At 47.0% G+C, this 16,942-nt stretch carries 18 protein-coding genes; 6 read left to right on the forward strand and 12 right to left on the reverse strand.

The window, feature by feature from the left end; all coding sequences use genetic code 11:
• Window position 1 precedes the first annotated feature (1 nt).
• The 4 genes from pepV to QSV55_RS08000 form a co-directional block, all read right to left on the reverse strand.
• Window positions 2-1,405 (reverse strand): dipeptidase PepV, encoded by a 1,404-nt coding sequence (gene pepV, locus QSV55_RS07985; protein WP_289649795.1) that lies wholly within the window; start codon window positions 1,403-1,405, stop codon window positions 2-4.
• Between the two features lie 99 nt (window positions 1,406-1,504).
• Window positions 1,505-1,948, reverse strand: a complete 444-nt coding sequence (locus QSV55_RS07990) for a YtxH domain-containing protein (protein ID WP_289649796.1) — start codon at window positions 1,946-1,948, stop codon at window positions 1,505-1,507.
• Between the two features lie 57 nt (window positions 1,949-2,005).
• Window positions 2,006-2,704: a pseudouridine synthase gene (locus QSV55_RS07995; protein ID WP_289649797.1), complete on the reverse strand. Its 699-nt coding sequence runs from the start codon at window positions 2,702-2,704 to the stop codon at window positions 2,006-2,008.
• Window positions 2,701-4,332, reverse strand: a complete 1,632-nt coding sequence (locus tag QSV55_RS08000) for a putative polysaccharide biosynthesis protein (RefSeq protein ID WP_289649798.1) — start codon at window positions 4,330-4,332, stop codon at window positions 2,701-2,703. Before QSV55_RS08000 ends, QSV55_RS07995 begins: the two co-directional genes overlap by 4 nt.
• A gap of 93 nt (window positions 4,333-4,425) precedes the next feature.
• Here QSV55_RS08000 and QSV55_RS08005 point away from each other — a divergent pair, with 93 nt between their 5' ends.
• Window positions 4,426-5,682 (forward strand): BaiN/RdsA family NAD(P)/FAD-dependent oxidoreductase, encoded by a 1,257-nt coding sequence (locus tag QSV55_RS08005; RefSeq protein ID WP_289649799.1) that lies wholly within the window; start codon window positions 4,426-4,428, stop codon window positions 5,680-5,682.
• Window positions 5,683-5,698: 16 nt separating this feature from the next.
• On the opposite strand, the gene QSV55_RS08010 is transcribed toward QSV55_RS08005, so the two are convergent.
• Together QSV55_RS08010 and leuS are read right to left on the reverse strand one after the other, a co-directional pair.
• Complete coding sequence (locus QSV55_RS08010; protein WP_289649800.1) at window positions 5,699-5,980, reverse strand: rhodanese-like domain-containing protein; 282 nt, start codon at window positions 5,978-5,980, stop codon at window positions 5,699-5,701.
• 9 nt (window positions 5,981-5,989) lie between these two features.
• Window positions 5,990-8,404 carry a leucine--tRNA ligase gene (gene leuS / locus QSV55_RS08015; protein ID WP_289649801.1) on the reverse strand — a complete coding sequence of 805 codons (2,415 nt, stop codon included), beginning with the start codon at window positions 8,402-8,404 and terminating at the stop codon, window positions 5,990-5,992.
• Window positions 8,405-8,704: 300 nt separating this feature from the next.
• On the opposite strand from leuS, the gene QSV55_RS08020 reads away from it, so the two are divergent.
• The gene (locus QSV55_RS08020; RefSeq protein ID WP_289649802.1) at window positions 8,705-9,418 is read left to right on the forward strand and encodes a nuclease-related domain-containing protein; all 714 of its coding nucleotides are present in this window, start codon (window positions 8,705-8,707) and stop codon (window positions 9,416-9,418) included.
• 334 nt (window positions 9,419-9,752) lie between these two features.
• Here QSV55_RS08020 and QSV55_RS08025 read toward each other — a convergent pair whose 3' ends face one another.
• Window positions 9,753-10,913: an MDR family MFS transporter gene (locus tag QSV55_RS08025; protein WP_289649804.1), complete on the reverse strand. Its 1,161-nt coding sequence runs from the start codon at window positions 10,911-10,913 to the stop codon at window positions 9,753-9,755.
• A 92-nt stretch (window positions 10,914-11,005) separates the two neighbouring features.
• Between QSV55_RS08025 and mnmL the strand changes: the two genes are divergently transcribed.
• Both mnmL and mnmM read left to right on the forward strand, forming a co-directional pair.
• The gene (gene mnmL / locus QSV55_RS08030) at window positions 11,006-11,959 is read left to right on the forward strand and encodes a tRNA modification radical SAM protein MnmL/YtqA (RefSeq protein WP_289649805.1); all 954 of its coding nucleotides are present in this window, start codon (window positions 11,006-11,008) and stop codon (window positions 11,957-11,959) included.
• Window positions 11,949-12,500 carry a tRNA 5-(aminomethyl)-2-thiouridylate-methyltransferase MnmM gene (gene mnmM / locus QSV55_RS08035; protein WP_289649806.1) on the forward strand — a complete coding sequence of 184 codons (552 nt, stop codon included), beginning with the start codon at window positions 11,949-11,951 and terminating at the stop codon, window positions 12,498-12,500. The genes mnmL and mnmM overlap by 11 nt, the downstream gene beginning before the upstream one ends.
• Before the next feature lie 17 nt (window positions 12,501-12,517).
• Here mnmM and QSV55_RS08040 read toward each other — a convergent pair whose 3' ends face one another.
• Together QSV55_RS08040 and QSV55_RS08045 are read right to left on the reverse strand one after the other, a co-directional pair.
• The gene (locus tag QSV55_RS08040; RefSeq protein ID WP_133451635.1) at window positions 12,518-12,922 is read right to left on the reverse strand and encodes a transcriptional regulator, SarA/Rot family; all 405 of its coding nucleotides are present in this window, start codon (window positions 12,920-12,922) and stop codon (window positions 12,518-12,520) included.
• Window positions 12,923-12,966: 44 nt separating this feature from the next.
• Window positions 12,967-13,764 (reverse strand): alpha/beta hydrolase, encoded by a 798-nt coding sequence (locus QSV55_RS08045; RefSeq protein ID WP_289649807.1) that lies wholly within the window; start codon window positions 13,762-13,764, stop codon window positions 12,967-12,969.
• A gap of 66 nt (window positions 13,765-13,830) precedes the next feature.
• Here QSV55_RS08045 and QSV55_RS08050 point away from each other — a divergent pair, with 66 nt between their 5' ends.
• Window positions 13,831-14,343 carry a gamma carbonic anhydrase gene (locus QSV55_RS08050; RefSeq protein ID WP_289649808.1) on the forward strand — a complete coding sequence of 171 codons (513 nt, stop codon included), beginning with the start codon at window positions 13,831-13,833 and terminating at the stop codon, window positions 14,341-14,343.
• A gap of 13 nt (window positions 14,344-14,356) precedes the next feature.
• Here QSV55_RS08050 and QSV55_RS08055 read toward each other — a convergent pair whose 3' ends face one another.
• The 3 genes from QSV55_RS08055 to QSV55_RS08065 form a co-directional block, all read right to left on the reverse strand.
• Window positions 14,357-14,692, reverse strand: coding sequence for a hypothetical protein (locus QSV55_RS08055; RefSeq protein ID WP_289649809.1), 336 nt, complete (start codon window positions 14,690-14,692; stop codon window positions 14,357-14,359).
• A 107-nt stretch (window positions 14,693-14,799) separates the two neighbouring features.
• Entirely contained in the window at window positions 14,800-15,540 is a 741-nt protein-coding gene (pnuC, locus tag QSV55_RS08060) for a nicotinamide riboside transporter PnuC (RefSeq protein WP_289649810.1), read from the reverse strand.
• Window positions 15,540-16,622, reverse strand: coding sequence for an AAA family ATPase (locus tag QSV55_RS08065; RefSeq protein ID WP_289649811.1), 1,083 nt, complete (start codon window positions 16,620-16,622; stop codon window positions 15,540-15,542). Before QSV55_RS08065 ends, pnuC begins: the two co-directional genes overlap by 1 nt.
• A gap of 144 nt (window positions 16,623-16,766) precedes the next feature.
• On the opposite strand from QSV55_RS08065, the gene QSV55_RS08070 reads away from it, so the two are divergent.
• Window positions 16,767-16,895, forward strand: coding sequence for a hypothetical protein (locus tag QSV55_RS08070; protein ID WP_279512555.1), 129 nt, complete (start codon window positions 16,767-16,769; stop codon window positions 16,893-16,895).
• Window positions 16,896-16,942: the final 47 nt, after the last annotated feature.

Here is a 16,942-nt window from a genome sequence, read left to right on the forward strand (position 1 = left end):
ATCAGTCCTCCACGCAGACAGCATGGATGGCTTCTAAGTAGATAGCTGTTGCATCAAACAGCTGTTTTTTCGTGATATATTCATTCTTCTGGTGCATCAGATCAACTGAATCTTTGAACATCGCGCCGAATGCCACCCCTTTTTCAAGGTTACGGGCGTAAGTACCGCCGCCGATCGTATAAGGCTCGGTCATATCACCTGTCTGATTGCGGTAGGCTGTCAGCAGCTTCTGCACGAACGGATCGTTTTTATCGACATAGTGCGGTTCCTGATGTGTATTGACATCAATCTCAAACTCATCCTTGATACGTTCTGTGAAGTCAGCAATCTGCTGATTGAAATCAAAGCCCGTCGGATAACGAAGGTTCACACCGTAATGTCCGCCGTCTACGTCTGTATAGCTGATGACACCGATATTGGTCGTCAGGCGGCCCATCTCTTCTGTTTCATAAGCCATGCCGAGCTTCTCGCCGAAATGTGAATCATAGAGATAGCGATCTCCGAACTGAACGAACTGTGCAGCTTTTGCATCCAGTTTCAAGGTATTCAGGAAGTGGACGAGATAAAGTCCTGCATTAATCCCGATGGAAGGATCCATACCGTGAACTGATTTCCCTTCGACCTGCAGCAGCAGACTGCCATTGTCAACAGATGACTGACCCGTCAGTTCATGCTCACTGAGGAAGTTGTCAAATGACTGAATCGTATGATCCATTTTTTCTCTGACAACCAGCTTCGCCTCAGCAAAATCAGGTACCATATTATAACGTTCACCTGCATTAAGTGCTTTCAGTTCTACCTCCGGTGTCTCGCCTTCTGGTGACGCCGTCTGAACGATATCAAACGTTGTGATCCCTTTTTCACCGTGGATCAGCGGGAAATCAGCATCGGGAGCGATACCGAGGTCCGGCATCTCTTCGGTCTGGAAGTAGCGGTCTGTACACATCCAGCCTGATTCTTCATCGGTACCGATAATCATGTGGATACGCTTTTTGAAGTCCACGTTCATATCATGCAGGATTTTCACGGCATAGTACGCTGCGATGGTCGGTCCTTTATCATCCAGTGTGCCCCGAGCAATCACACGGTCTTCAGTGACAACCGGATTAAATGGCTCCGTCTCCCAGCCGCTGCCGGCAGGAACCACGTCTACGTGACACAGGATACCGAACAGGTCATCCCCTTTACCCATTTCGATGCGCCCTGCAATATGGTCGACATCGACAGACTTAAAGCCGTCCCGTTCAGCAATTTTGTACATATATTCGAGTGCTGCTCTAGGTCCCGGACCAACAGGTGTCTCTTTTGACATCAGGCTGTCATCACGGACACTTTCAATCGCGAGCAAACCCTTTAAATCTTCGATGATCTTGTCTTCGTATTGTGCAACTTTCTCTCTCCACATGTTACATTCCTCCTTGTATTACTCACTATTTTACATGAAATATTCTGAAAATGAAAACACCAAAAAAGCTGTCTATTAATAGACAGCTTTTCATAAAGATTATTTAAGGTCGTTTTTATTGACTGCAGTCGGATTATTATCCGTCACGTTGTTGTGATCCGTTACGATATGAATGTTGCTTGCGCCACCTTCATCATCAAACGTCGTCACTTGCTCTTGTGTATTCGCCTGGTTTTTAGGGAAGTCACCTTCGTTGCCTTTGACTTTATCGATAACAGGTGCTGCTTTTTCTTTTACTTTGTCTGTTAAGTTCGCTTTATAAGCGTTTGGATCTTCTTTTGCTTTCGAAACCTCTTCTTTAGCTACTTGCGTTAAATTATTTGCTTTTTCTGTCAGATTAGCTTTATAAGCATTCGGATCCTGTTTCGCTTTGTTGAATTCATTCATTAACAGATCGCGGTTTTCTTTTTTAGAAAGGATAGCTGCAACAGCAGTTCCTCCGAGAACTAAAGCTGTACGTAATAAACTTGGTTTGTTGTTCATGGTCATCCACCTCTGAATAGTATATTTGTAGTTAAAATATACCCAGCCCTTATACCTTTAAACATGCTGTACGCGATTTATTTCTTCTGCCGTCATTTCGCGGTACGCACCGGTTGCGAGGTCAGCGGGCAGCTCAAGACCGCCCATCTGAATTCTCTTCAAATAAGTGACCGTAGAGCCGACCGCCTGAAACATACGCTTCACCTGGTGAAACTTCCCTTCCTGGATCGTGACCTCAATGATATGCGACTTGATGATCTTCAGTGCTGCCGGCATACAGCGGTAACCGTCATCCAATGTGATACCTGCTGCGAACTGAGCGACAGTCTCATCTGTCACCGTCCCATCCAGTTCGGCGTAATACGTCTTATTGACGTGTTTTTTCGGACTCAGCACGTCATGCGTGAACTGGCCATCTGTCGTCAATATGAGCAGACCTTCCGTGTCCTTATCCAGCCGGCCGACAGGATGCAGCTGAAAATGCTGATATTCCGGCATCAGGTCAATAACAGTATCATGAAGATGATCTTCCGTTGCACTGATGACCCCTGCCGGTTTATTCAGAATGATGAAGAGTTCGTCGACATAGCGCACTTCTTCGCCTTGACAGAGCACCTGGTCCGTTTCCGGGTTTAATTGGTAATCGGCCTTTCTAACGATGACCTCATTGACTTGTACGCTGCCTTTTTTAATCAGCTGTTTCACTTCTGTCCGCGTCCCCATGCCGTGATTCGCCAGAAATTTATCGAGCCTCATCTGAGATGCAGCTTTCCGGCAAGTTTACCGACACGTTTGCCTAAGTAGCGTTCAGCGTGACCGGTTTTCAGCGTGATCAGGGCGTAGACCATAATACCCACAGTGCCGCAGATGACGAGAATAATCAGTGACTGCCCTTTCGATTCTACGCTTAAGAAATGCAGCAGTATCCAGTAGATCAGGCCGACGACTGCCAGCATGATGCCTGTAAAAGTCGCAATCTGCAGCATCTCTTTAAAGGTTGAGCGGAGCGGAAAATGACCATATTTACGGATCACCATCATATTGCAGATAATGGCGAACAGCATGGCGATAGAGGTAGAAAGAACCGCCCCGTTCGTATGGAACAGAATAATCAGCGGCAGATTAAGGATGGCTTTGATGGCGATCGAGCCGAGCACGATCCAGACTGTCAGTGCCTGTTTGTCAATCCCCTGCAGAATAGCAGCCGTGACTGATGTCAATGACAGCAGTATGCCCGCCGGTGCGTAGAACATCAGAATCTGCGTCGCTGTTGCGCTATAGCTGTAGAACACTGTGTAAAGAGGCGCTGCAAGCAGCATGATGCCGAGTGAGGCAGGGACTGTCAGATACATAAGAACACCGAGAGACGTTCTGATCTGCTGATGCATCTCTCTGATTCTGCCCGATGCATACGTCCGTGTGATGGAAGGCACCACGCTGATAGCGAATCCGCCTGCTAAGGATGTCGGTATCATCACCAGTTTATTGGTCGTCAGGTTCAGCATCGTCAGCAACTGGTCATGGAGTTCTGACGGCACTCCCGCAATTGCCAGCCCTTTATTATGTGTGAACTGATCGATCATGATATAGAGCGGCACACTCAAGCTGACAATGACAAAGGGTACACTGTAGAGCAGAATCTCCTTATACATCGCACGGTAGCCGACATCTATTGACGTTTCGTCTGAGTCAATCATCTGATCGATAAATGGTTTACGTTTACGCCAGTAGTACCAGAGCGTAAGAAGTGCAAAGATCGCACCGATAGCAGCAGCGAACGTCGCCACTTCGTTCGCGAGTAACAGTCCTTTGTCCAAGACGTGCAGTACGAGGTAAGCGCCACCGAGCAGGAAAAGGATGCGGGCAATCTGTTCAATGACAGTCGACACAGCAGTCGGCCCCATTGAATCGTAGCCCTGAAAAATACCGCGCCAAGTGGCAAGGAACGGAATAAAGATAACCGCAAACGAAATCACCCGCATGATATGGGTGATATCATCGACTGACCAGACACCGTTCTGGCCGTCACCTGCTAAAGTCGCTTCTGCTATCATCGGAGAGAGTAAATAAAGTATAATAAAGCCTAAGAGACCGGAGAGGCTCATCACGAGCAGACTTGACTTGTAGAGCTTCTCACTGACCCGGTATGCACCCAGCGCATTGTATTTCGAGACATACTTCGCGACAGCGAGCGGCACCCCAGCACCGGCAATCGTCAGCATGACGACATACGGCTGGTAGGCATAAGTATAGGGCGCTAAGTTCTCTTCACCGCCGATAATCGCGTAAAACGGTATGACGTATAGAATGCCGAGTACCTTCGTAATAAATATACTGGCGGTTAATATAAAGGTACTTCTCACTAATGAATTACTTTCTGACATATCTTCATCCCTAACTATCTAGTTTTAAACTATTCATATATTATCATCTTTACATCAGGTTAACTACTTTTAATTAAGAAAAGGAGCATCAACATGTATCAGACCATAGTCATCGGCGGCGGTCCGAGCGGACTGATGGCTGCCATCAGTGCCAGCGCAGAAGGCGGCCGCGTTCTGCTTATCGACAAGAAAGACCAGCTCGGCCGTAAGCTGCAAATATCAGGGGGTGGCCGCTGTAATGTCACCAATCGACTGCCTTACGAGGAGATCATCAAGCATATCCCGGGAAACGGCAAGTTTTTGTACAGCGCCTTCAATACGTTCGACAATGAAAGCATTATCTCTTACTTCGAAAATAAAGGCGTCCAGTTAAAAGAGGAAGATCACGGCCGCATGTTTCCGGTTTCCAATAACGCTAAAGACGTAGTAGCGACCCTGCTGAAAAATTTAGAAGACAATCAGGTGGAGATCAAGACCAATCTGACGGTCAACCAGCTGATCATGGACGACAACAGAATCATCGGCGTCGACACAGCGCGCGGTGCATTTCACAGTCAGAACGTCATCATTGCGACAGGCGGTAAAAGTGTGCCCCAGACAGGCTCGACCGGGGATGGTTACCGCTTCGCTGAACAGGCTGGACACACCATCACAGACCTCTTTCCGACTGAAGTACCGATCACTTCCAGCGAACCGTTCATCAAGTCAAAAGTACTGCAGGGCTTAAGTCTGCAGAACGTAGCCTTAAGTGTGCTCAGAAAGAACGGCAAGCCTGTCATCACCCACCGGATGGATATGCTCTTCACCCATTTCGGCATCTCAGGCCCCGCCGCTCTTCGCTGCTCACAGTTCGTCTATAAGGAACAGCAGCGGCAGAAAACAAGAGATATTCAGATGACCATCGATGTCTTCCCCGAGGAATCACTGCATGAGGTGACGAAGCGAATTCATGACAGACTCAAGCACAATCCTGACAAGTCGATTAAAAACAGCCTGAAAGGGCTCGTGCATGAGCGTTACCTCCTCTTCTTACTCGAGCGTGCCGGCATTGAGGAATCAACAAGCTATCACCATCTGAAACGCGATGCTCTGAACACTTTTATCGCAGCCTTAAAACAGTTTCAGTTCACCGTAAACGGCACCTTATCCATTGAAAAGGCCTTCGTGACTGGTGGCGGCGTCAGTGTCAAGGAAATCCATCCCGCAACGATGCAGTCAAAGCTGCATGATAATCTTTTCTTCTGCGGGGAAGTGCTGGATATCCACGGCTATACCGGCGGCTATAATATTACCAGTGCACTTGTGACAGGTTATGTTGCAGGTCTTAACGCACAGAAAGCGGCTCTCTGAATGGAGAACCGCTTTCTTAGAATGCTGCCATACCACCTGTGACATTGAATGCTTCAATGTCATGGTCGCGTAGATATTCTGTTACTTTTTCACTGCGGATGCCATGTGCACAGACGATATAATAAGGTTCGTCCTGCTTGAATTCCGGCATATAGTCAGGGATTGTATTCATCGGGATGTGTCTTGCCCCTTTAAGCATCCCCATCTGAACCTCATAGTCTTCACGTACATCAATGATGTGGAGCCCTTCATAATCCATCTTCTGCATCAGTTCCTGAGGCGATATTTCGTAAGTCATAGTCTCCTCCTAATTCGCTACGATATTAACGAGCTTATTCGGCACTGCGATGACTTTACGTACCGTCTTGCCGTCAATCGCTGTCTTAATTTCTTCTTCAGCGAGTGCAAAAGCTTCCAGCTCTTCTTTTGGCATGTCTTTCTGGATCAATGCTTTCTTCTTCAGCTTACCATTAATCTGGATGACGATTTCCACTTCAGCGTCAACCAGCTTAGAAGCATCAAATGTCGGCCACTCAGCATAAGTGATGGTCTCTGTATGGCCCAGCTTATACCAGAGTTCCTCAGCGATATGCGGTGCGATAGGAGACAGCATTTTAACAAAGCCTTCCACATATTCTTTGTTGATCTTCTCCTGTTTGTAGCCTTCATTGATAAAGACCATCATCTGAGAAATAGCTGTATTGAAGCCCAGTGCCTCGTAGTCTTCAGTCACTTTTTTCACGGTCTGGTGATAGACCTTATCAAGTGCCGGTGTCGCCTCTGTCGTCACCTTCTCAGCGAGCGTTCCCTGTTCTGTGATGAAGAGACGGTAGATACGGTCAAGGAAACGACGTGCGCCGTCTAAGCCATTTGTACTCCAGGCGATCGATGCTTCAAGCGGTCCCATGAACATTTCGTAAAGACGCAGTGTATCTGCACCGTGTGACGCGACGATATCGTCCGGATTGACGACATTCCCTTTCGATTTACTCATCTTCTCGTTACCTTCACCGAGAATCATGCCCTGGTTCAGTAATTTCTGGAAAGGTTCTTTTGTCGGTACGGCACCGATATCGTATAGCACTTTGTGCCAGAAGCGAGCGTACAGTAAATGAAGAACCGCATGCTCTGCTCCGCCGATATAGAGGTCGACCGGTAGCCATTCTTTCAGTTTCTCAGGATCTGCCAGCGCTTCATCGTTATGCGGATCAATATAACGCAGGTAATACCAGCAGCTGCCGGCCCACTGCGGCATGGTATTCGTCTCACGGCGACCCTTCATGCCTGTTTTCGGATCAACGACATTGACGAAGTCGTCAATATTCGCAAGCGGTGATTCACCTGTACCTGATGGTTTGATATGCTCAGTCTTCGGCAGCATCAGCGGCAGTTCTTCTTCTGGTACTGTCGTCATCGTGCCGTCTTCCCAGGTAATGACTGGAATCGGCTCTCCCCAGTAACGCTGACGTGAGAATAACCAGTCACGCAGCTTGTAGCTGATTTTCTTCTGCCCGATTTTCTTGTCTTCCAGCATGGCGATGGCTTTCTGAATGCCTTCTTCCTTGTTCAGGCCATCGAGCTCGCCCGAGTTGATATGCACGCCGTCACCGGTGAACGGTCCAGTGGTGATATCGCCACCTTCAACTACCTGCACGATCGGCAGCTCGAACTGCTTCGCGAAGTCATAATCGCGTTCATCATGCGCCGGCACCGCCATGATGGCACCCGTGCCGTAAGAAGCAAGAACATAGTCAGAGATCCAGATCTGCATCTCTTCACCTGTGAACGGATTGACTGCATAAGCGCCTGTGAAGACCCCTGTCTTCTCTTTCGCGAGGTCCGTACGTTCGAGATCAGATTTACGCGCTGCCTGCTCCTGGTATTCTTTGACCGCTTCCTGCTGGCCGGCTGTCGTGATCGCTTCGACCAAGGCATGCTCAGGTGACAGGACGGCATAAGTGGCACCGAAGATTGTGTCAGGACGTGTCGTGAAGACCTCAAATGCCTGTTCTGAATCTTTCACTTTAAATGTCACTTCCGCTCCTTCTGAACGGCCGATCCAGTTGCGCTGCATATCCTTCAGTGATTCCGGCCAGTCAAGTTCGTCCAGGTCTTCCAGCAGACGGTCTGCGTAGTCAGTGATTTTCAGCACCCATTGCCGCATCGGTTTACGGATGACCGGATGGCCGCCACGTTCTGATTTGCCGTCGACCACTTCTTCATTGGACAGGACAGTGCCGAGCGCCGGACACCAGTTCACTGCCACTTCATCAACGTAAGCGAGACCTTTGTTATAGAGCTGGATGAAAATCCATTGTGTCCATTTATAATATTTCGGGTCAGTTGTATTGACTTCACGGTCCCAGTCATAGCTGAAGCCGAGTTCCTGGATCTGACGTTTGAACGTCTGAATGTTTTTCAGCGTGAATTCGGCAGGGTCATTGCCTGTATCAATCGCATATTGTTCTGCCGGGAGACCAAATGCATCCCAGCCCATCGGATGAAGGACGTTATAGCCTTGCATACGACGGAAACGGGACATGATATCTGTCGCTGTATAGCCTTCCGGATGTCCGACATGAAGACCTGCACCTGATGGATAAGGGAACATATCAAGGGCATAGAATTTCGGCTTATCAGAATGCTCCTCTGTTTTGAACGTCTTATTTTCAGCCCAGTACTGCTGCCATTTCTTTTCAATTTTCTGATGATTAAAACTCATGGTCATTCCTCCTTAAATAAATAAAGACAGTCATCCCTATCAAGAGGGACGACTGTCTTCTATAGACAACCGCGGTACCACCCGCAATTCACTGTTAAGTGCAGCTTAATGTGTTAAATTTCAGAACCCCGGCAAGTTCACCTGTACTCATTGTCAGTTCACACCCCCACTGACTCTCTATAAATGATTCAAGGTTACTACTCCAGTTATTATCTACTATAAAATGATTGAAGAGTTTGTGCAAGAAGTTTTTACAGGTTAAAAAAATTACTAGTTACAATAAAGGACAGGAGGTGTAGGGTGGAGATTGTTAAAAACAGAGTTCAACCCATCTGGCAGCAGATCAAGCATCGTGCGGAATTAAGCGCAGAAGAATTGAGTGACTTAAATAAAAATCTTCTCGGACTGAACGGCGAAATACTCTTTGAAAAAATCATCCAGACTTACATGGATAACGGCCTTATCTTTCAGGATCTGCATCTACAGATCTTCAACAAAGAATTTCAGATTGACTGTCTCGCTGTCATGCAGGACGAGATCTATATTTTTGAAGTCAAATGGACTCATTATGACGTCACACTGCACAATGGTTCTTTTTATTTTACTGATCGAATGGTTGAAATTGAAGGCTACGCACTGAAGAAAGTCCGCACACAAAAACTGGTGGCGCGTTTCCTGGACTACCATCAGCTCAACTACAAGGTTAACTACTTTCACGTTTTCATTAATCCGGCGCAAAGAGTTTATGGCGTCCAGAAAAATAATAACTGTCTCAGTTATTTCGATAGTATTTCTCTGATCAGCCAGCTATCAAAAGTCCCAAACTTCTACTCACATGAACAGCTTCAGTCGATCTTACTTCAAGAACACATGCTATCGTCTCGACATTCAAAATGCCCTGCACTGCGTTTTAACGAAGCCAAAAAAGGTGTGCTTTGCTTATGTGAACAGGACTTCATTCAAAGAATGACTGAGCGACAATTTAAATGTTCGTGTCAAAGTATATACCAGTGAGGACTACTTGAAACTTGCTGTCGAAGAATTAAGACGTCTATTTAATGACGAATCCTTTACAGTTCAAAGGGTCCATGAATGGATTGACGGCAACCTTGATAAAAGAACAGTCAGAAGATTTTTATGTAAATATTTTGTGAAACGAAGCAACTGTAAAGGCGCCTATTATACTTCGCACTAAGTATATCGGATATTGGTAGCCGGGTGTCCGGTAAGTTGCGTTTATCGGACACTCATTCTATTATCCAGAGTTGAGTGTCCCATAAAAACCAAAAATCGGACACTCAAGTATAAGTTACCTTTTGAGTGTCCGATATTATCTTCTCCGTCCCCATCACTTAGCCAGCCCTCTATCATATACCTTCAAGAACACGAAGCTCACAACGAGTAACGCAATCATCACGCCAAACATCACCTGCATATTATAGAGGTCGACGATGACACCGCCGACGACCGGACCAATAGCACGGCCGAGTGTCGCAGTCGAATTGACGATGCCTTGATACGTCCCGACCCGTCCTTCAGGCGCCAGCATATTCGCAATAGTCGGCACGGCCGGCCAGACGAACATTTCGCCGATGGTCAGAATCACCATACCGATGACAAACATCACAAAATTCTCAGCATAAATAGTCACGATAAAGGATACGATGAAAATGGAGATCCCCACCGCAATCTGGGTCTTGATCTTGTCTTCAATCAGACGGATGACAGGCCGGATCAATGGCTGACCCACTAAAATCAGCACACCGTTTATCGCCCACAGCATACTGTACTGCTGCAGACTGATGCCGATGGTCTGCGTATAGCTTGAGATGGTGGTCTGCCACTGGACATAACCTATCCAACACAGACAGTAAGCGGCACAGATCAATAGCAGTGCATGGTACCTGCTCTTATCCACAATCTTCTTCACTTCCTCAACTTTACGGCCTTTGTGAAGCTGGCCTGCCTCCCGGTAACCGAATAGCGCAATCAGGAAGAAGACAACGAACAGTACCAAATTGGCGACAAAGATGATATTGAAACTGATATCCGCCATAAAACCACCAAGCGCAGCGCCGAGCGCCACCCCTAAATTCTGGGCGAGATAGATGGCATTGAATGTCCGTCTCCCTCCTTCCGGCCATGCCACTCCTGCCATCGCGTAGATGGAGGGAAAGACGATCCCTGAGCCGAAGCCGACCAGAATCAACCACACTGGATACCATGGCCACGAATGAATCACAACCATGCCGACCAGACTGATCAGCGCGACCATGATACCGGTCATGACCGATAAATAACCACCGAAGCGGTCGAACATCTGTCCGCCGATCAGATTACCGACGACAGAGGCGCCGGAGTTGAGCATGAGCACAATCCCTGCGACACTCAAGCTCTTGCCCAGTTCATTATGTATATAGATAGTGTTCAGCGGCCAGATAAAACTTGCCCCTGTCACATTGACTGCCATACCGATAACCAGCAGCCACACTAATTTAGGCATCTTCATATTTTTTCACCTCACTTCTTCAAGCGTAACTTTTTTCTCACTGTAAGACAATGTTTTGTGTTAAAATCCTACAATAAGAAAGGTGAGACTAAATGGAACAATTTAAATATGCATTAGACAATAAACGTTATCATACATGGAACTACCATCTTCGCCAGAAATTCGGCCAGAAGATCTTCAAGGTCGCACTTGAAGGTGGATTTGACTGCCCGAACCGGGACGGCACAGTTGCACACGGCGGCTGTACATTCTGTTCTGTAGCCGGTTCCGGCGACTTCGCGGGTGAACGGGTCGATCCGATTCCTGTTCAGTTTGAGAAAATCAAGAACCGCACCCACGAGAAATGGAAAGAAGGCAAGTACATCGCCTATTTCCAGGCCTATACGAATACCCATGCGCCCCTTCACGTCCTGAAAGAAAAATATGAAGCAGCGCTCGCTCAAGAAGGCGTTGTGGGCCTGTCTATCGCGACACGGCCTGACTGTCTGCCGGACGATGTGGTCGAATATCTGGCCGAATTAAACGAGCGAACTTATCTATGGGTGGAGCTTGGTCTGCAGACTGTGCATCAGGAAACATCAGACCTGATCAACCGGGCGCACGATATGCAGTGCTACTACGAGGGTGTGGCCAAGCTGCGTAAACACAATATCAATATCTGTTCGCATATCATCAACGGCCTGCCGGGTGAAGACTATGACATGATGATGGAAACAGCTCGAGCTGTCGCTGAGATGGATGTCCAAGGTATCAAGATTCACCTCCTCCATCTTCTGAAAGGGACTCCGATGATCAAGCAGTACGAAAAGGGCAAGCTTGAGTTCATGTCAAAAGAAGACTACGTGAATCTCGTCGCAGACCAGCTGGAGCTCTTGCCACCCGAAATGATCATCCACCGTATCACAGGTGACGGCCCGATTGAGCTCATGATCGGCCCGATGTGGAGCGTCAATAAATGGGAAGTGCTGAACGCGATTGACCAGGAGCTTATCCGCCGCGATAGCTGGCAAGGCAAACACTTTAAGGATCCTGTTCATGAAGCTTAAAGGAATTCTGCCCTTCTCGAAACAGCTCATTGACCTGGCAGCAGCACCCGGTGATACAGTCGTCGATGCCACCTGTGGTAACGGTAACGACACGCTCTACCTCGCTGAGAAAGTGACAGAGACAGGTCATGTCTATGCATTTGATATTCAGGAAGCTGCGATTCAGAATGCGCAGCTGAAGACACAGGATCACGCGCATATCACCTTTATCCAGGATGGGCACGAGCACGTCAGTCAGTATGTGACGGAGGCAATCAGCTGCGCTATCTTCAATCTCGGCTACCTGCCGAAAGGTGATAAATCCATCACCACGCTACCTGAGACGACAATAACAGCGATCACTGAACTCTTCAATCTGCTTAAACCTGGCGGCATCATCATCCTGGTCATCTATCCGGGTCATGCAGAGGGGCAGATTGAAAAAGAGGCAGTCTTGCAGTTCCTGAGTGAATTCGATCAGAATCTCGCACATATCATCCAGTACGGGTTTATCAATCAGAAGAACAACCCGCCTTTTGTATGTGCAATAGAAAAACGGTAAGCCAAGGCTTACCGTTTTTATTTACATATATTAAGAACCTGGTCAAAATAAGTCCTGAAGTCATTCATATTATTCTTGATTGCTGAACAGGCAGCGTTGACAATCTCCTCTTTATCAGCCGCTCTTTTTTCGTTGTAATGAATGATGACTGTTCTTTCATCGTTAGCTGGCCGCTCTTTATAGATCCAGCCTTTTGTGACTAAATTATTGAAAAAGCGTGTCCGCTTATAAGGTTTGATATCTACATATTGATTCAGACGTTTCATCGACATCGGACCGTTATCCCATAACGCGACAAGCGCCAAATATTCTTCCTTAGACAAATCAAAACGGGTTTGGATAACATCAAAGATTGTATCGATTTCTTTCTGTAATTCATTTAAAGCGACCATATCGCTTAATTCATTCTTTTCGCGTGACATCAAATGCCCCCTGTCTGCCCCATTATTACCTTATCATTACCCTTTTATTCAACAATCAACCCTATATATTCGATTCTTTTATCCATAAAAGCAACTATTTCCGCCAGCACTTGCTCATTTTCCGGTTCCTGATGAAGTTCATGGTAAAGCCCCGGCCACTCCTTCACTTCACAAGTCATCTCACGTTCAAAGACCTTGACCTGAGATAAGTCTACCAGATGGTCTTCAGTCCCGTAGTGCAGCTGAATCGCAACCGGCTCAATGCGGTCCAGATTCTCCATCGTCTCCTTCATCGTCTCAATGATTGAACGATACCAGTGGAAACTTACCTGACTCACCATCAGAGGATCATTCTGCACCTCAGCGATGGCATCTTCAGAGCGGGTCAGCTGATCATAAGCAATCTTCATATCAAACTTGGCGTCCTTAGATGTCCCGCCGAAACTGGAGGCGAAGAAATTCTTGCGGGTCGTCGTGGTATGCTGAAAACCGAAGAGAGGCGACAGCAGGATGACACCTTCCAGCTTAAGTGTCACATGTTCCAGCAGATTAGTGATGATCAGGCCGCCCAGCCCCGCACCGATGACGAATACCGGTAAATAGTAAGATTCTGCGACATCTATCCAGTCGAGAACGGCTTCTCTGTAGTCCGCAAAAGATTGGATATGCCCTTTCCTGACACGTGAGGTCTGGCCCTGGCCAGGCAGGTCCCCCATGATGACATGGTAGCCTTGACGTCTTAACTGTGTGATCAGCCAGGCATAACGTCCATGATGCTCCAGTATACTGTGGACAATCACGACGACACCTTTAGCTGTTTTTTCCGTTTCCCACTTCCACATAACTCTGCCTACTTTCCTCTTTCATGATAGAATTAATTATACCAAAAAAAGAAAGGGAGATTCATCATGCTTGTGAACTACCAAGGACAACAGCCTGAAATACATGAGACAGCATTTATCGCACCAGGTGCAGTCGTAACAGGTGATGTTCAGATCGGCGCCGGGTCCTCTGTCTGGTATAATGCCGTTATCCGCGGTGATGTCAGCTCTGTCATCATCGGCACAGAAAGCAATATTCAGGATTTATGCTGTCTGCATCAGTCCCCAGGCCGTCCGCTGATCATTGAAGACCGCGTCACCATCGGCCATAAAGTCACACTCCACTCTGCCATCATCAGAAGCCACGCACTGATCGGCATGGATTCCACTGTACTGGACGGTGCAGAAATCGGCGAATACGCATTTATCGGCGCAGGCTCACTCGTGACACCCGGCACCAAAATCCCACCCCGGACACTTGCATTTGGCAGACCCGCTCGAGTCGTCAGAGAACTGACGCCGGATGATTATGAGGATATGGAACGAATTGTGCAGGAATATGCTGATAAAGCGCAGGTCTATAAAAAAGAGCACCAATAAAAAACGGTATCGCTTAAGCGATACCGAATTTTTTATGCATAAATGGCAGACCGGCCAATAGGAAGCTCAGTACAAATTCATAGAACATGGAGAAGATATTCGAGAAGAAGAATGCGACATTCTGTCCGAGAACCGTCCCGATGCCTTGGTCACCGAATAAGAAGTTCACATCAATTGCATTATCAATGATATTGAGAAGAATGATCACTAACGCCATCGTCCATGCTTTCTTAGTCACAATCGCCGCAAGCACAGCGATAATGGTGATGACAATCGGCTCAAAAACAAAAAGCTGTAGAAACGGATCAATTTCATGTCCGAACATGTAGAACGCCATATCTTTAAACATAGATGCACCTCTTTAGCATATTCATTAAGATACATCTATTCTATCATCCTGCCGGAAGGAAAATTATTAAGAGTTTTTAAAGAATAACGGCCTGCCTTTACAATAAATTAATATTTGTCAGCGGCCTGGACGTCCTGCAGTTTTTTCCAGTAGTAATAACCATAGACACTGTTGATCAGGAAAGCGACCCACATCGTCACCATTGAGATGCCTGCCGCATCTATGCCGCCATTCAGGAACATGCCGCGTGCCCACAGGAAAATCGACACTATATTGATGACAATCCAGAAGAACCATTGTTCTTTATAACGCAGGGTCATCAATGTCTGACCCACCAAACTAAGGCTTGTCGCCACGCCATCTATCCAGGGCTGTTTAGCATCTGTCTTAGTCGTCAGGATATAGACGATGGCACCATAAATCATCGCAGTAATGCCAGCTGTCAGCAGCCATCCCCGTGTATCAAGCCCTCGTGATTCCACTTCCTGAACATTCGGATCATCAGTGAGCTGATCAGAATGCATATTTTTCAGCCAGAAATATAAACCTACAAACTGGAAGATACCAAATACAACCTGCAGACCTACTTCACCATAGTACTTATGTTCATAGCTGATCCAGCCGTATGAAACCACTTGAATCAATCCGTAGAAAAAAGTACTGAGCCGCCCTTTAGCGGACATGATGACACAGAGGACGCCCGATATGCCTGCTATGATATTCAGCCAGTCAGCATCCCCTTCCTGTAACCAGAAGTAAATGAAAATCCCTATCTGCACGAGCAGAAACAGACCAAACATCGCTTTCTCATACGTCGTAAATCCTTTAAAGTCCTTCACTAGAAACATCAGTTATCTTTCCCTTCCGCCAGCAGTTCATCGACCAGTCGATGTGCTTCTTCGTATTTCTCCTGGAAGCTGTCACCTTGCAGCACCACTGTCCGTTCCATCAGGCCGTGCTGTTCCAGTTCATCCAGGAACATCTGATGCATTTTGTTCCGTGAATCTGCATCTGCCTGAGACATATCGCGGAATCCGTCATCGACATAAGTGGTCGTCGGCGGCAGAAGCAGGATCAGCGCCCATGTCTGCTGCGAAATATAGAAGTCAAAGACAGGTGCGATTTTCTGATAATCTTCATCAGACAGATAAATCTTGGAATAGAGCTTGGTGGTCATCACATCTGTATCCGCAAAGAAAACTTTACGTGTACCCGGTGAATGGATATGTTTCCTGTTCACCTCATACTGGCCGATACCGATGGCCTGCAGATCCTTGATATCCAGTTCATCATCTTTCACCTGACGTTCTGTCTGATATTCACGAGAATATTCCAGGGAATACGAAGTGGAATATCGACGTGCCAGGTCACGCGTCAGTGTCGTCTTACCTGTACTTGCTGTACCGATGATCAGCACGTTCTGCACGAAGAATCTTCTGAACGGACGTGTGACATAGTCCCAGTTATAGATCGGATTCTCACGGATGGATGTTCCGCTGATACCTGTGATCCGTCTGTCAACACGTGTGATGACGATATCGCGGTCCGGCCACTGCGCCGTAAAGTATGTGTTCAGCGGTTCAATGTATTCATCCTCACCTACATAGAACGTGACCGAGTTAAATTCACCGGCTCCTTCTATAATATGCGCCTCAAGGAGTTCAAGCCAAGGCTGCCAGCCGGCCGGATATTTCGGTATATCCGTTTCATCCAGCTTCATAACGGTCACGTTGTCATCGTCTTTCAATAGTTCGCGCATAGACTTCGTACGGTTGACCAGACTCATACCTGCTAAGTCCCCGCGGTCGCCGTCATAACCTGACACGATGACCACAGCCCGTGTATTTTCACGCTTTGCGCGCACAATCTGTTCAAAATGCCCCACATGACAGGGCGCAAATGTTCCAAAGTAAACCCCTAAATCTCTCATGTTCCTGCTCCTTCATCTTTTTTTACATTATACATGAATAAAGCGCTTACTGATTGAAAAGTAAACATTTAATTTACAATTCTTTAAACGTTTCTTCACATTAGCCGGCTAAACTGTTAAAGAAGAGACCATCAGGAGGCCCTTATGCATTTTATTAAAAAAATTGTCATCGTACTCTGCTGCATCTTTGCTGCCCCTCATGTGATTGATATCAGTGTCCAGCCTCTCGACAGCAAAATCATCGCTGATCAAAGTGTCCAATCTGAGGATTAGGCACTTATTTTTTATGACTTGCAGGGTGATGAGTAATTTTCTACAAA

The organism is Macrococcus bovicus, assembly GCF_030376725.1.
Classification (GTDB): Bacteria; Bacillota; Bacilli; order Staphylococcales; family Staphylococcaceae; genus Macrococcus; species Macrococcus bovicus.

Bases quoted from the DNA above. Each gene is read 5' to 3' on its own strand.
- pepV (WP_289649795.1), bottom strand. From the start codon at position 1,405: ATGTGGAGAGAGAAAGTTGCACAATACGAAGACAAGATCATCGAAGAT.
- QSV55_RS07990 (WP_289649796.1), bottom strand. From the start codon at position 1,948: ATGAACAACAAACCAAGTTTATTACGTACAGCTTTAGTTCTCGGAGGA.
- QSV55_RS07995 (WP_289649797.1), bottom strand. From the start codon at position 2,704: ATGAGGCTCGATAAATTTCTGGCGAATCACGGCATGGGGACGCGGACA.
- QSV55_RS08000 (WP_289649798.1), bottom strand. From the start codon at position 4,332: ATGTCAGAAAGTAATTCATTAGTGAGAAGTACCTTTATATTAACCGCC.
- QSV55_RS08005 (WP_289649799.1), top strand. From the start codon at position 4,426: ATGTATCAGACCATAGTCATCGGCGGCGGTCCGAGCGGACTGATGGCT.
- QSV55_RS08010 (WP_289649800.1), bottom strand. From the start codon at position 5,980: ATGACTTACGAAATATCGCCTCAGGAACTGATGCAGAAGATGGATTAT.
- leuS (WP_289649801.1), bottom strand. From the start codon at position 8,404: ATGAGTTTTAATCATCAGAAAATTGAAAAGAAATGGCAGCAGTACTGG.
- QSV55_RS08025 (WP_289649804.1), bottom strand. From the start codon at position 10,913: ATGAAGATGCCTAAATTAGTGTGGCTGCTGGTTATCGGTATGGCAGTC.
- mnmL (WP_289649805.1), top strand. From the start codon at position 11,006: ATGGAACAATTTAAATATGCATTAGACAATAAACGTTATCATACATGG.
- mnmM (WP_289649806.1), top strand. From the start codon at position 11,949: ATGAAGCTTAAAGGAATTCTGCCCTTCTCGAAACAGCTCATTGACCTG.
- QSV55_RS08040 (WP_133451635.1), bottom strand. From the start codon at position 12,922: ATGTCACGCGAAAAGAATGAATTAAGCGATATGGTCGCTTTAAATGAA.
- QSV55_RS08045 (WP_289649807.1), bottom strand. From the start codon at position 13,764: ATGTGGAAGTGGGAAACGGAAAAAACAGCTAAAGGTGTCGTCGTGATT.
- QSV55_RS08050 (WP_289649808.1), top strand. From the start codon at position 13,831: ATGCTTGTGAACTACCAAGGACAACAGCCTGAAATACATGAGACAGCA.
- QSV55_RS08055 (WP_289649809.1), bottom strand. From the start codon at position 14,692: ATGTTTAAAGATATGGCGTTCTACATGTTCGGACATGAAATTGATCCG.
- pnuC (WP_289649810.1), bottom strand. From the start codon at position 15,540: ATGTTTCTAGTGAAGGACTTTAAAGGATTTACGACGTATGAGAAAGCG.
- QSV55_RS08065 (WP_289649811.1), bottom strand. From the start codon at position 16,622: ATGAGAGATTTAGGGGTTTACTTTGGAACATTTGCGCCCTGTCATGTG.
- QSV55_RS08070 (WP_279512555.1), top strand. From the start codon at position 16,767: ATGCATTTTATTAAAAAAATTGTCATCGTACTCTGCTGCATCTTTGCT.